The sequence below is a fragment of the Loktanella sp. S4079 genome (genome assembly GCF_000967725.1).
In the GTDB taxonomy this organism is placed as follows: domain Bacteria; phylum Pseudomonadota; class Alphaproteobacteria; order Rhodobacterales; family Rhodobacteraceae; genus Yoonia.
The window spans coordinates 143,518-156,631 of sequence record NZ_JXYE01000002.1; the positions used below are offsets into that span (position 1 = coordinate 143,518).

Below are 13,114 nucleotides of genomic sequence, written 5' to 3' on the forward strand. Positions count from 1 at the left end.
GAGCCGCCCCAAATTGGGGCGGCTTTTCTATAGCGGCCCACCGGCAGCTATACGTTTTGCGACCAGTTCATTTAACGTTGAAACGCCCGATGCCAAATCGTCACCCTCTGATTTCAACGTGGCAAGGTTTTGCACTGCTTTACCCAGAGCATCGTCTTGGGCGCTACGTGCGACCCCATCGAGAAATTGGGTGACATAGGCGATGTCTTGGCTTTCGTCGGTGTTGTTCAATATTTCAGAAATATGATGCAAGTCGTCGCGATAGGCGATCAAATCAGGGCTGATCATTTCGTCGCTAATTGCGCGTGGGCCGGGTGGTTGGCGATGTGCCGGAAGGTGTTTCAAAATGGCCGACTGAAACGCCGCGAGATTGGCAATCGGTTTCGCAATAAATCCATCAGCGCCGGCATCCAGAACGGTGGTTTCTGCCGCACTGTCACCGCTAATGCCGATGATGACCTCAATCCGCGGGGTTGCTTGCGCCAGCTGATTAATCAGTTGGGTGCCTGAACCGTCTGGCAGCCCCACGTCGATAAGCACGATCGAGGGCCGATAGATAGCAAGGTGACGTCGCGCGTTTTCCAGGCTATCTGCCCGCCTAATCCGTGCACCCGATCGTTGGCACAACAGGCGCAGCGCCTCGCAGGCAAAGCGGCTATCCTCGACCACGAGTACCGTCAGCCCCAATAATGGGCGGCGCGCGGTCGGGGCGGGTGTGAGCAATAATTCATCCATCGCGATTCTCCCATGTGGCTCTTTGCCTGTTATCAAAGCAGGACAAGGTGAACGGGACGTTAATGTGGGAATCGCATTGCACTTTGATGGGGCTTTAGCGATATTGCGCAAAATAGGGAGAAAATGAAATGATCGGTCGCCTCAATCATGTCGCCATCGCAGTTCCGGATCTTGATGTTGCAAGTTTACAATATCGTACAATGCTGGGGGCCGATGTTGGCGCGCCACAAGATGAACCAGATCATGGGGTGACCGTTGTCTTCATCAATCTGCCGAATACGAAGATTGAGCTGCTCTATCCGTTGGGCGAAGATTCCCCGATTAATGGGTTCCTCGAGAAAAACCCTTCGGGTGGGATTCATCATGTCTGCTACGAAGTCGATGATATCCTTGCTGCACGTGATCACCTAAAGGCTGAAGGTGCACGCGTTTTGGGGAACGGAGAGCCCAAGATCGGAGCACACGGCAAGCCGGTTTTGTTCCTCCATCCCAAGGACTTTAACGGCTGTTTGGTCGAACTCGAACAGGTATAGCCCGCGCCCCTGAGACAATCAGACGCTTGCAGACCGCCGCAATAGAGCTAGATAGGTCCTGAAACGAAAGGATCCGCTATGGGTATCACATCTGCAATTGTGTTGTTTGCTGTTGTTTGGGCGATGGTTTTCTTTGTTGTGCTGCCATTGCGGGTCGAAACTCAGGGTGAAGCTGGCGAAGTTGTTCCCGGCACACATGCGTCTGCCCCTGCCGACGCCCAGATCAAGCGCAAGGCGATTATCACGACCCTTTGGGCTGTGCCGATTTGGGCCGTGATTGCGGGAACGATCCTTTCGGGGGCGATTTCGGTGCGCGATATCGATTGGTTCAATCGTATGGCGACACCTGATCTGAACGCTGAATAATCGCGTGATACAGGTGCGTAAATGTCGCGGCCCCAATGATCGGGATGACGAGGTTCACCAAGGGTAGCGACAGTGGCACCGCCATCAGGCAACCTGCAAACCAGATTGTTCCCCGGTGCTGCTGTGCGAGGCGCTTCGCCCCGTCGCGACCTTCGCGCCGCATCGCCGCGAGCTGAAAATATTCCCGCCCCAGAAGATACCCGTTCATTCCGAAAAAGATGAACACCGCTGCAAAGGGAAAGATCAAGTAAAGCCCGAACGCCGCGATATTTGCGGTGATCAAGACCCCGAGAAAGCTAACCGTATCGCGCAGCCCTTCGGCAAAGCTAATTTCAGCGACAGGGGGGAGCGCAGGAAAGTGCTTTTCTTCGACGGCGTCTGCGATCTCGTCTAAGAAAAGCGAGGTAATTGCAGAGGCTACCGGCACCATCAAAAACACCGACATTAGGAACACCAGCAATAGCGATCCCCAGCCGAGCGCATCGTCGATCCATGTCACTTCGCCGATGAGTGGCAGATTTATTGGTCCAGAGGCAAGCCAGTTGATCAGGCTGATCAACCCCCAATAGAAGGCGATCAAGAGCCCGATGGTCACGCCAATGCCCCGCCACAAGACGGATTGGAAACGTGCCTCGGGCAATTGCGCGAGCGCCTTAATAAATGACATCAAGATCATGCATCGACCCAGGTTGTGATCGCCGCGAGATCGGGGCGAGGGCGTTCTGGTGGGGCATTTTTTTCGGTGCCGAGATGGATAAAGCCCGCGACATGTTCGTGCTCGGCCAATCCCAGCCCTTCGGTGACAAACGCACGGTCATGGCTTGCCCAGCCAGACAGCCAATTTGCCCCCCAACCTGCAGCCAGCCCTGCGTTCACTAGCGCCAGACAAACGGCGCCAGCAGAATAGACCTGTTCGATTTGCGGTACTTTGGGCGAGTCGACTGGCGCACTGATCACGGCGACAACAAGGTCAGCCGTAGCAAATTGCGCGTTTGCCTTGGTAATTTTGTCCGGATCAATCCCTAGGTCGTTGCCGCGTTGATCGACCAGCGCGGCGAGACGATTGAGCGCAGGTTTCTCCAACACGATAAACCGCCATGGTTCGAGCTTACCATGATCTGGGGTGCGCGCAGCAGCGGTCAAAATCGTCTCCAGCTCGGCGCGGTTTGGGACTGGGGTCGTCAGTGTTTTGGCTGGGCGGGAACGGCGGTTGAGCAGAAAATCAAGTGCGGCTTGGTTCGGTGTTGGCATCATTGGTCCTATTGTTGGTCAACTGACAGATAAGTTCTGGGATCACTGCTGACAACTGCACGGCCCGCGCAGGACATTGATCTTATCCATGCCTCCTCAGAAATTATGATTGAACCGAGCGCCGACTAACCTAGCCCAATTTCGCCGGACGGATTAAAGAGATCACCTAAATAGCGGTCAATTTTCGGGGTGTGCTGATGCCAATCCGGTTTTGGCTGGCCAGGATGAAAGCTGAGATTGCCGTCGATAAACTGTGCGGTGATATCCGGAGTGGCGATCATCCAGTCCAACTTTGCCAAACGCCTTGCGAAATAGGGTGCTGTGGATTCAACAATATGGTGCGCCGGATTATACCATGCAGCAAAACTGTGCCGTACCCCACTTTGGCGAAGGTCACGAAAGCTAATCGATTTTTGCATCCGCGTCTGCGCTCTAAGAACTTCGGCATCATGATGTTTCAGCACATTTAGGTCTGCATCTTCGCTGTCGTTCATGAGGCCCGGGTTGTTTCGTAGCCGCCACAGCAGATTGTATAATAGCGCAAAGCGATCATCGCTGCGGTGCCAAACAACAGATTGCGCGAGCGTCAAAAAGCTTTGCGGTGCCTGTACACGACGCGTCACATTCGGAAGCGGTGTAGCGCTTTCGAGTAGCGCGCTTAGTTTGCCGGAATAATCCCACAGTATCTCTTGGGGTGGGACGCCCGCACTGATCAGCCTTTTTGCGGCATCACGCCATGCAATGTCAGTTCCGATGCGGGGAAGGGGGACAGTGAACATCAAAGGACTCAGCGCTAGGGTCGTTATTTGTTCATGTTATGTTCTCATTCGGGGTTGGGCAAGGCTTTCGTTGGAATTTGAAAGATTTACCCGGTATGCGCCAGTTGCACTTGTGCCGTTTTGCGGTGGCTTAGGAATAGAATCGCTGGGTTGCTGATCTCATTGGCGGTAATCGTCTGCGTCAGGTCCGAGGCCTTGCAATGCGCGATCTTTTGGGTCGGCATTTGCGCATTTGCAACGATGTCGACCTCGACGATTTGGCCAAGTCCAGCAACGTTCAACGCCGTTTCAATACGGTCTGCAGTGCCCACACCCATATAGACAGCGACGCGGCGACCTGCGGTTAGCAGCCCCTCCCAATCAGGTGTATCGTCGATATGTTCGCCACGGCCAGTTGTCAGGACAAGCGTGTCACATTCACCTCGTTCTGTCAGGAAACCGCCCATCGCAGCAGAGGCGGCGCTAGCCGCGGTGACGCCGGGAACGACCTCAAAGGGAATGCCCGCCTCGGTGAGTGCGTCGGCTTCTTCTGCGCCACGAGCAAAGACGCCCGGATCACCACATTTCAGGCGTACGACCCGTTGGCCCTGACGCGCGGCAGCGACCAAAAGTCCGCTGATTTTATCTTGGGGCCAGCTATGTGCGCCTGGTGCTTTGCCGACGTAAACGCGCTCTGCGTCACGGCGCGCGAGATCTAGGATTTCGGGATCAATCAGCCGATCATAAAAGATGATATCCGCCTCTTGGAGCCGCTGTACACCGCGTAACGTGATCAGGTCTTTGGAGCCGGGGCCAGCACCGACAAGCGCCACAGGGGCAGGGCCAGCTTGGCCAAACTCGCCGGTCGCGATAGCATCTTTGATAAGCTGCGCAGCCTCGCGTTCAGCACCACGTTTGTGGGCATCGCGCACTGGGCCGTTAAAGACCCAGCGCCACAGGTCGCGCCGTTTGCGCGGCTGAAGCCGCATCGCCGCGCTGTCGCGCAATCTGCCAACCACAGCAGCAAGATCGCCCAAGCGCGGCTCAAGCAGTTCTTCCATGCGGGTTTTGATTTGGCGGGCCAAGACGGGTGCGGTGCCTTCGGTGCCGATAGCCACGACTACTGGATCGCGGTCAACGATCGATGGTGTAATCGCGTCACATAGGTCCGGCCGGTCAACAACATTTACCGTCGCACCTGCGCATTTGGCGAGACTATGCAGCGCGGAATCAATTCCCGGGCACCCAGTCGCGATAAACACAAGCGCAGTATCTGCGAAATGCTGTGCGGTGATTGGCGTGTCATCCCATGCGATCTTACCGGCAGCATGAAGATCGCTGAGCTCTGGATCTAGCGCGGTGGCAAGGATTGTGATTTGCGCTTCGGTCTTGAGGATCAATCGGCATTTTTGCGCGGCCTGTTCGCCACCGCCTGCGATCACAACGCGGCGCCCTGCCATGGTCAAAAACATGGGGAAGGTTTTCATGCGGATATCCTTTGCTGGCTATGCCGCTCTTCCCAGAGGGTGGCGGCCATCGCGTCGGCTTGTTCAACTGTTTGTGCGGCACCCATGGTCCAAAGGGCGATACCAGCGGTGCCAATCACTGTGGCTTCGGCAAAGGGATCGCTTTGTTGCCCCGACCAAAGGGCGGGGGCGTCGACTTGGGCTTCGGGTTCGTTCATCCGGCGGGTTTCTTCGCGGATGGCGGCAGCGTCGGTTTGGTGGTGCTCTCCGTTACGTAGGCCAAAGATACGGATGGCTTTGGCAGGGTTGCGTTCGAATTCGCCGCCGCCGCCTTTGATGACAGTCAGGTCGGATTGCCCCAACAGTGCTGCGGCTTGGGCCTGAAGCCCGCGATAAGACGGGTGAAACACGCCTTGAACGGTTGCGGGCGCATTCGTTGGATTCCACATCCGCAGGACCGTATTGATGCAGGACCGCAGGCCAAAAGTGTCACGAAGCCGCAAGACCTCAAACGCTTCGGGCGCATGGGTCTCGACCGGGAGATAGGTAATGGGTGCGTCGCTCGCGTCCATCGGGATATCGAGCGCACCCAATGCGTCACGCACTGAGGCGCCCGTGCTTTGATGGGAATTCCAGCCGTGCAATACAACCCTGTACCCCGCTTGCGCCACTAGCTTGGCCGAGAGCAAAAACAGCGGAGCGCCACGCGTGCGCCCAGCCGCATAAGAGGGCCAATCAAGGTCTGCTCCCATCGGTGCAGGAGATTTTTGGCGCAATGCGTCAGTGAACCCTGCGATTTCTTCGGGTATCTCGCCGCGAAAGCGCAGAACCATCAGAAACGCACCCAGTGCTTCGGGTTGGGCCTTACCATCAAGGATGATGGTCATGGCGTCTCGCGCTTCGTCCAGCGTCAGAGGGCGGGCACGGCCTGCGCCGCGAGCTACTGTTTGGACAAAACGCGTTAGGGTCATTCGGCAGCCACCGGTATTTGGAACTGTGCGAGCAATGCCGCCAATTCAGGTTTGCAGGACCCGCAGTTGGTTCCAGCGCAAGTCGCCTCGCCCAATGCGGCGACGCTGGTGGCACCTTGGCCAATCGCGTCTCGCAATGTGTTTACGCCGACATTGAAGCACGCGCAAACGGTGGCACCCGGATCGGGCATATCCGCCGCAGTCCGACCGGCGAGTGCGGCAAGGCTTGCCACGTCTGAACCGATCAGCGTTGAGGCATGCTGGCGGGCGACGATGACTGGCTCTGTGCTGGCAAAGAACAGCGCTTGGATTTCGTCATTTTCGATAATCGCTACGCGCACGTCACCTGTGGTGGCGTCTTGCATCACTGCGGCGCTGCCGGTTTTGGTATTGGTGATGTTGCGTGCTTCGCGTTCCCAATCGGATGGCGTTTTCATCCCAGCGCATTCAGCTTGCCAACCGGTGCTGGTCTTCGCAATCGCGTGATAGGGGCGACTAGGCTGCATGGGTTGTGCGCTCACAGCAAAGCCGTACCACGCGGCCTCACATTTTTGGATGTCCACTTGGGCGCATTTCGTGGCGGGCTGACCTGAAACAGGATCGACGCCCGTTTCAACCGCGCTGTTGATAACACCCGCCGCCGAAAGCTGCCGCGTCCAGTGGAGCGGCGCAAAAAGCGTACCTTGCGCCACTTTTTCACTAATGAGTGCGCGGAAAATTCCCCTGCCTTTGGGCCCGATGATGGTGACGAGTTCGGCAGTGTCGACATTGATCGCTTGGGCATCTTCCGGGTGGATTTCGACATATGGTTCTGCCAGATGCGCCCCCAACCGCTGCGATTTTCCCGTCCGGGTCATGGTGTGCCACTGGTCGCGGTTCCGTCCGGTGTTAAGATGGAATTTGCCGGTGCGCAGCACTGGTGCGCTGACTGCAATCATCCGGGCCTTGCCATCGGGGTGATAGAACTGTCCGTCTGCAAAGAAGCGCGCATTCTTGCCCACAGGCCATTGAGCAGGCCTTAGATTTTCATAATCTGCGCCCTGCATTTCGGTCAGATCAAGGTCTTTGCCAAATTGTTGGCTAAGCGCTGTCGTTGCGGCGTATTCGTCAAAAATCTCGGCGGGGCTTTGGTAGGCGAAACCATCAAAACCCATACGTTGCGCAACATCACAGATGATCTGCCAATCAGGACGTGCCGCACCCGGTACCGGCAAAAATGCGCGTTGTCGCGAGATACGTCGCTCGGAGTTTGTAACCGTTCCGTTCTTTTCGCCCCAACCAGCAGCGGGCAACAACACATCGGCCAAATCGCCTGTATCGGTTTTTGCCATGATGTCGGTGACAACCGTGAACGGCACGTTCTTGATGGCTTCGGCAACACCGTCTGCATCCGGCAAACTGACCGCAGGATTGGTCGACATCACCCATAGAGCCTTGATCGTGCCGTCGGCACAGGCTTTGAACAGGTCGACAGCTTTTAGACCGGGTTTGGTGCAGATGGTTGGGCTATTCCATACGCCCTGAACCGCGTCACGGTGATCAGGGTTCTCAATATCGAGGTGGTTGGCCAACATATTGGCCAGTCCGCCGACCTCGCGACCGCCCATCGCATTGGGCTGTCCGGTGACCGAAAACGGCCCCATACCGGGCCTGCCGATGCGCCCGGTGGCGAGATGACAGTTCAGGATGGCGTTGACTTTGTCGGTCCCCGACAGCGATTGGTTCACGCCTTGTGAATAGATAGTGACGGTTTTTTCTGTACCCGCCCAGAGCGCGTAAAACGCGGCAATTTGATCGGGGGTTAGACCGCTTTCGACGGGATCGTCTTTGGCTGCGCTTTGCAGCGCCGCTTCAAATCCGTTGACATGGGCGTCAAGATAGCTGGCGTTCAACTGATCGGTTGCAGCAAGATGCGTCAACAGACCGTTGAATAGCGCGACATCGCCGTCACCTTTGATCTGTAAATGCAAATCAGCGAGGTCGCTGGTTGCAGTGATCCTTGGGTCGATGTTCACGACCTTCATCTGTGGACGCGCTGCTTTGGCCGCAGAAATACGTTGATAGAGAACAGGATGACACCATGCCAGGTTTGAACCAACCAACACGATGAGATCAGCCTCTTCGAGGTCCTCATAGGTGCCGGGAACCGTATCCGTGCCAAATGCGCGTTTATGTCCTGCAACAGAGGATGCCATGCAAAGGCGGGAATTCGTATCGATGTTCGCCGACCCGATGTAGCCCTTCATTAGTTTGTTCGCGACGTAGTAGTCTTCGGTCAGCAGTTGCCCTGAAACATAGAAGGCCACGCTGTCGGGGCCGTATTCACGGATTGCCGCACTGAACTTTTTCGCGACCAGATCAAGTGCATCGTTCCAACCTGCGTCCCGCCCGAGGATCTGCGGTGCGAGAAGACGACCATCGAGATCGATGGTCTCGCCGAGCGCCGACCCCTTTGAACACAGGCGGCCCAAGTTGGCGGGGTGATCTGGGTCACCTTTGATTGTGCCGTCAGGTTGCGCCAGGACACCACATCCTACCCCACAATAGGGGCAGGTTGTTTTTACACAGCTCATTCTGCGGCCACCCGGCCGGCGATTGCATCGCTCGACAGCAAGAGCCGCCCATTTTCGACCTTGACCTCGTAGGTGCCAACACAGCCTTCGTCGGCGCCTTGGGCTTCACCTGTGGCGAGGTCAAAGACCCAATTATACATCGGGTCGGTCACTTTTTCGCCGTGCTGAATGCCGTTGGACAAGGGGCCTGCCTTGCCGGGTAGGTATTCATCTACCGCGTAGACATTGCCAGACGCCGTGTGGAAAATGGCAATGTCACCTTGAACGGTACGCACGATACGTGCGCCTTGAACTGGGATGTCGGAGACCGCGCCGATGTCGATGAAATCACTCATTCTGCTGCTACCTTTGTAAAGTCGGCAAGTGGCTTGAATTCGTGCGAGTCGACACCTTTGCGGGCGCGTTCGGCCCATGGGTCAACTTGGTAGAATTTCTGCGAATAGCGGAATCGTGCGGCGAGGGCAGCACGGTTTTCTAGATCGTCCGCGACCTGTTCTTTGACCCAGTCCAAACCGACCTTCGCGATCCATTTATATGGGCGGTGCAGGTATTGCGCACCCTCGCGGTAAAGCTGGTAGAAGGCGCAAGCGACTTCAATTGCTTCTTCCTCGGTTGCGACCTGGATAAGCAACTGCGCTTCTAGCAGGTCAAGACCAGCAGCCCCACCGACAAGGATCTGATAGCCGCTGTCGACGCAGACGATCCCCAGATCTTTACAGGTGGCCTCGGCGCAGTTGCGGGGACAACCCGTTACCGCCAATTTGAACTTATGCGGTGACCATGCGCCCCACATTTCGGATTCAATCTTGATCCCAAGTCCGGTCGAATCCTGCGTTCCAAAGCGGCAGTGATCAGTACCAACGCAGGTTTTCACCGTCCGCAGACCCTTGGCATAGGCTTGGCCAGACATCATGCCTGCTTCGCCCAGATCATACCAAATTGCGGGCAGGTCTTCTTTTTTGACGCCCAAAAGGTCGATCCGCTGGCCGCCAGTCACTTTGACCGTTGGCACATTGTATTTATCAGCCGCATCAGCAATCGCGCGCAACTCATCTGGGGTGGTTACACCGCCCAGCATCCGTGGAACGACAGAGTAGGTGCCGTCTTTTTGGATGTTGGCGTGGACACGTTCGTTGATAAAGCGCGACTTGCCGTCATCGACCTCTTCGCCGGGCCATGCGCAAACCAGATAATAGTTCAGTGCAGGGCGGCAGACGTGACACCCACCCGGAGATTTCCACTCTAGTTCCTGCATCACATGCGGGATGGTTTTGAGTTCTTTGGCGATGATCAGTTTGCGCACATCATCATGGGACAGATCCGTACACTTACAGACTGTTTCTTTCTCGGGCATCTTAAAGTCGTCGCCCAAGGTAATGCCCAGAACTTGCGTCACTAGCCCCAAGCAAGACCCACAGGATGAGCCCGCCTTTGATGTTGCCTTTACCGCATCGAGTGTATCCGCACCGCCATTGATGGCCGCGATGATTTGACCTTTGGAAATGCCGTTACACCCACAGATTTCTGCATCATCTGGTAAGGCTGCAACGGCTGCTAACGGGTCCATGGGGGTTCCCCCCTGATAGGCAGGCCCAAAGATCAGCGTATCACGCATATCGGACACATCTGTGGCGTCTTTGATCAAGCCATAGAACCAGTTGCTGTCGGCCGTGTCGCCATACATGACGGCGCCGATCACCTTATCAGATTTCAGAACCAAACGACGATACACACCGCGGGCAGGGTCGCGGAAAACGATGTCTTCGCGGTCGTCACCTTCGGCAAAATCGCCTGCGCTGAACAAATCACACCCTGTCACTTTCAATTTCGTGGACAGCTCGCGTTGAACGAATTTGGCCTCTTCCGCCAGCAGCGTTTTTGCAGCGACCTTTGCTTGGTCATACAGCGGCGCGACAAGCCCAAAGATCGCGCCATCATGTTCGACGCATTCCCCAACGGCGATGATGTCCCCGTCAGATGTCAGCATTTGGTCATCGACGTGGATGCCTTTGCCCACAGCCAACCCGATATCTTGGGCCAGCTTTACATTTGGACGGATTCCCACTGCCATCACCAGCAGATCGCAGGGCAGTTCCGTGCCATCATCCAGCAAGAGTGCTTTGACCTTGCCATTTTCGCCCAAGATTTCCTTGGAGTTCGCATGGCAGCGGACCGTGATCCCCTTGTCAACGAGCGCTTTGCGCAGCAAGAAACCTGCGGCCTCGTCGAGTTGGCGTTCCATCAGGTGGCCCATGATGTGCACAACGGTCACATCGACGCCATGCGCGGCCATACCGGCTGCGGCCTCTAGGCCCAGCAGACCGCCACCGATGACGACAACCTTGTTGCCTTCACCCATTGCCATCATTTGCTCCGTGTCTTCGAGGTCGCGATAGGCAATGACACCTTCGAGATCGTGACCGGGCAGCGGAATGATAAACGGGTTAGAGCCCGTGCCAAACATCAATTTGTCATAGGGAACTTCGTCACCGTTTTCCGAAATCACCACTTTACGTGCGCGATCAACATTGGCGACTTTTTCGCCAAATCGGCAGGTGACGCCATTTTCTTCGTACCATTCGGCGGTGTGCGTTACGATTTCATCGTAGGTCTTTTCCCCAGAAAGCACAGGGGACAGCATGATGCGGTTGTAGTTGCCACGTGGCTCTGCGTTGAACAGGGTCACATCATAGGCATTTGGATCGGCTTCAATCAGGTGTTCCAGCGCACGGCCAGAGGCCATGCCGGCACCGATAATAACGAGTTTCTGTGTCATCGGTTTACTCCGCTGCAATCGATTGTGGCTTTGGTTTCGGTTTTGCCCCGTGTTCGTATTCCTCAAGGAAATCCAAAACCTCTTGGCGGTAGGTGTAGTAGTCTGGGTGCTCAAGAAGCGCCTTGCGGGTGCGTGGGCGCGGCAGTTTGACATCAGTGATCTGACCGATGGTGGCCTGTGGCCCGTTGGTCATCATGACGACCCGGTCGGCCAGCAAAATCGCCTCATCCACGTCGTGGGTGACGCAGATCGCGGTGACCTTGGTGCGCGACCAGACTTCCATCAGAACTTCTTGAAGTTCCCAACGTGTCAGACTGTCGAGCATCCCAAAGGGTTCATCCAGCAGCAGCAATTTTGGCGACAGGGCAAAGGCCCGTGCGATACCAACGCGTTGCTTCATGCCGTTTGACATACTGGCGGCAGACTTATCCATGCTGTCGGCAAGTCCGACGCGTTCAAGATAGTATTCGACAACATCTTGGCGTTCGGCTTGCGAAGCCTTGGGGTACACTTTGTCCACGCCAATCGCGACGTTTTCCTTGGCCGTAAGCCACGGGAACAGGTTGGGCGACTGGAACACAACGGCGCGTTCTGGATCAGCCCCTTGAACATCCCAACCGTCCAGACGGATTGCGCCTTTGGAGATTGGGTTCAAGCCAGCGGCCATCGTCAGAACCGTGGATTTCCCGCAGCCAGAGTGGCCAATAAGGCTGATGAATTCGCCTTTGTTGACCTTGAGGTCGAAGTCTTCGACCACCGTGAGTGGGCCTTTGGGGGTTGGGTAAATCTTATGCAGCTTTGAAAAGGTCAAGAAACCATCGTCACGGACGCTTTCTTGGGCCCTTGCGACCGCTGCGGGCACACCGTGGATTGGGGTCACGTCAGGCAGCAGGCGCGAACCTTCGACCTTTGCTGCGATCCCTTTGTCCATAAGGTATTTCGTGACATCCGCGCGCAGCTTCTTAAAGCCGTCGTGGTTATTCATTTCGCTACGTTCACGTGGACGTGGAATGTCAACGCTGAATTCTTCGCCCAGTGTCCCATCGGGGTTGAGCGCGATGATCCGGTCGGCCAGAACAATAGCCTCGTCCACATCGTTGGTGATCAGGACGCAGGTCTTTTTGTCGGCTTCCCAGATGTGTTCGATCTCGTCAGCAAGGTTCGCACGTGTCAGCGCATCAAGCGCAGACAGCGGTTCATCGAGCAGCAGAACTTCTGGGTTCATCGCCAAGGCACGAGCCACGTTGACGCGCTGACGCATACCGCCCGATAGTTCGGCGGGACGGCGCTGCACCGCGTGGCTCAGGCCAACCATTTTGACGTAGTGTGCGACTTTCTCGGCCTTTTCGGCCTTAGGCATGTTGGGAAACACACTGTCGAGCGCCAGTTGCACGTTGCCGCCAACTGTCAGCCAAGGCATCAAAGAGTAGTTCTGAAAGATCACGCCACGTTCGGGACCGGGGCCAGCGATGGGGGCACCTTTGAAGGTTACGCTGCCGGTGGTGGGCTGTTCTAGCCCAGCCATCAGGTTGATCAATGTGGTTTTCCCTGTGCCGGAAAAACCGAGGAGGACGAGGAACTCTCCCTCTTTGACTTCGAGATTGATGTTCTTGAGAACATCGGCCTGTTGCAGACCTTCTCCAAAGCTTTTGGATACGTTATCGAACTTGAGAATGCTCATGATC

The 13,114-nt window shown here is 56.2% G+C and carries 12 protein-coding genes; 2 read left to right on the top strand and 10 right to left on the bottom strand.

The features are described from left to right. Window positions 1-27: 27 nt before the first annotated feature. Window positions 28-735 carry a response regulator gene (locus TW80_RS01745; RefSeq protein WP_045995650.1) on the bottom strand — a complete coding sequence of 236 codons (708 nt, stop codon included), beginning with the start codon at window positions 733-735 and terminating at the stop codon, window positions 28-30. A gap of 128 nt (window positions 736-863) precedes the next feature. Between TW80_RS01745 and mce the strand changes: the two genes are divergently transcribed. Both mce and TW80_RS01755 read left to right on the top strand, forming a co-directional pair. Further along, window positions 864-1,268 carry a methylmalonyl-CoA epimerase gene (gene mce / locus TW80_RS01750; protein ID WP_045995651.1) on the top strand — a complete coding sequence of 135 codons (405 nt, stop codon included), beginning with the start codon at window positions 864-866 and terminating at the stop codon, window positions 1,266-1,268. Window positions 1,269-1,346: 78 nt separating this feature from the next. Next, the gene (locus TW80_RS01755; protein ID WP_045995652.1) at window positions 1,347-1,634 is read left to right on the top strand and encodes a DUF1467 family protein; all 288 of its coding nucleotides are present in this window, start codon (window positions 1,347-1,349) and stop codon (window positions 1,632-1,634) included. Here the strand turns inward: TW80_RS01755 and TW80_RS01760 are convergent. The 9 genes from TW80_RS01760 to TW80_RS01800 all read right to left on the bottom strand — a co-directional run bounded on the left by TW80_RS01760 (window position 1,597) and on the right by TW80_RS01800 (window position 13,110). Then, window positions 1,597-2,310: an EI24 domain-containing protein gene (locus TW80_RS01760; protein WP_045995653.1), complete on the bottom strand. Its 714-nt coding sequence runs from the start codon at window positions 2,308-2,310 to the stop codon at window positions 1,597-1,599. The two genes, TW80_RS01755 and TW80_RS01760, sit on opposite strands and share 38 nt — an antisense overlap. After that, window positions 2,307-2,885, bottom strand: a complete 579-nt coding sequence (locus TW80_RS01765; RefSeq protein ID WP_045996940.1) for a nitroreductase family protein — start codon at window positions 2,883-2,885, stop codon at window positions 2,307-2,309. Before TW80_RS01765 ends, TW80_RS01760 begins: the two co-directional genes overlap by 4 nt. A gap of 125 nt (window positions 2,886-3,010) precedes the next feature. Further along, entirely contained in the window at window positions 3,011-3,664 is a 654-nt protein-coding gene (locus TW80_RS01770) for a DUF4130 domain-containing protein (RefSeq protein ID WP_045996941.1), read from the bottom strand. Between the two features lie 86 nt (window positions 3,665-3,750). Beyond that, complete coding sequence (cysG, locus tag TW80_RS01775) at window positions 3,751-5,130, bottom strand: siroheme synthase CysG (protein ID WP_045995654.1); 1,380 nt, start codon at window positions 5,128-5,130, stop codon at window positions 3,751-3,753. After that, complete coding sequence (locus tag TW80_RS01780; protein WP_045995655.1) at window positions 5,127-6,080, bottom strand: glycosyl transferase family protein; 954 nt, start codon at window positions 6,078-6,080, stop codon at window positions 5,127-5,129. Before TW80_RS01780 ends, cysG begins: the two co-directional genes overlap by 4 nt. Continuing rightward, window positions 6,077-8,653, bottom strand: a complete 2,577-nt coding sequence (locus TW80_RS01785) for a nitrate reductase (RefSeq protein WP_045995656.1) — start codon at window positions 8,651-8,653, stop codon at window positions 6,077-6,079. Before TW80_RS01785 ends, TW80_RS01780 begins: the two co-directional genes overlap by 4 nt. Further along, the gene (nirD, locus tag TW80_RS01790; RefSeq protein WP_045995657.1) at window positions 8,650-8,988 is read right to left on the bottom strand and encodes a nitrite reductase small subunit NirD; all 339 of its coding nucleotides are present in this window, start codon (window positions 8,986-8,988) and stop codon (window positions 8,650-8,652) included. Before nirD ends, TW80_RS01785 begins: the two co-directional genes overlap by 4 nt. After that, window positions 8,985-11,429 carry a nitrite reductase large subunit NirB gene (gene nirB, locus TW80_RS01795; RefSeq protein WP_045995658.1) on the bottom strand — a complete coding sequence of 815 codons (2,445 nt, stop codon included), beginning with the start codon at window positions 11,427-11,429 and terminating at the stop codon, window positions 8,985-8,987. Before nirB ends, nirD begins: the two co-directional genes overlap by 4 nt. A 4-nt stretch (window positions 11,430-11,433) precedes the next feature. Beyond that, on the bottom strand, window positions 11,434-13,110 hold the full coding sequence (locus TW80_RS01800; protein ID WP_045995659.1) for an ABC transporter ATP-binding protein: 1,677 nt from the start codon (window positions 13,108-13,110) through the stop codon (window positions 11,434-11,436). Between the last annotated feature and the right edge of the window lie 4 nt (window positions 13,111-13,114).

What these genes read in the sequence shown, in the direction of transcription:
- TW80_RS01745 (WP_045995650.1), bottom strand. Translation starts at nt 735, where the DNA reads ATGGATGAATTATTGCTCACACCCGCCCCGACCGCGCGCCGCCCATTA.
- mce (WP_045995651.1), top strand. Translation starts at nt 864, where the DNA reads ATGATCGGTCGCCTCAATCATGTCGCCATCGCAGTTCCGGATCTTGAT.
- TW80_RS01755 (WP_045995652.1), top strand. Translation starts at nt 1,347, where the DNA reads ATGGGTATCACATCTGCAATTGTGTTGTTTGCTGTTGTTTGGGCGATG.
- TW80_RS01760 (WP_045995653.1), bottom strand. Translation starts at nt 2,310, where the DNA reads ATGATCTTGATGTCATTTATTAAGGCGCTCGCGCAATTGCCCGAGGCA.
- TW80_RS01765 (WP_045996940.1), bottom strand. Translation starts at nt 2,885, where the DNA reads ATGCCAACACCGAACCAAGCCGCACTTGATTTTCTGCTCAACCGCCGT.
- TW80_RS01770 (WP_045996941.1), bottom strand. Translation starts at nt 3,664, where the DNA reads ATGTTCACTGTCCCCCTTCCCCGCATCGGAACTGACATTGCATGGCGT.
- cysG (WP_045995654.1), bottom strand. Translation starts at nt 5,130, where the DNA reads ATGAAAACCTTCCCCATGTTTTTGACCATGGCAGGGCGCCGCGTTGTG.
- TW80_RS01780 (WP_045995655.1), bottom strand. Translation starts at nt 6,080, where the DNA reads ATGACCCTAACGCGTTTTGTCCAAACAGTAGCTCGCGGCGCAGGCCGT.
- TW80_RS01785 (WP_045995656.1), bottom strand. Translation starts at nt 8,653, where the DNA reads ATGAGCTGTGTAAAAACAACCTGCCCCTATTGTGGGGTAGGATGTGGT.
- nirD (WP_045995657.1), bottom strand. Translation starts at nt 8,988, where the DNA reads ATGAGTGATTTCATCGACATCGGCGCGGTCTCCGACATCCCAGTTCAA.
- nirB (WP_045995658.1), bottom strand. Translation starts at nt 11,429, where the DNA reads ATGACACAGAAACTCGTTATTATCGGTGCCGGCATGGCCTCTGGCCGT.
- TW80_RS01800 (WP_045995659.1), bottom strand. Translation starts at nt 13,110, where the DNA reads ATGAGCATTCTCAAGTTCGATAACGTATCCAAAAGCTTTGGAGAAGGT.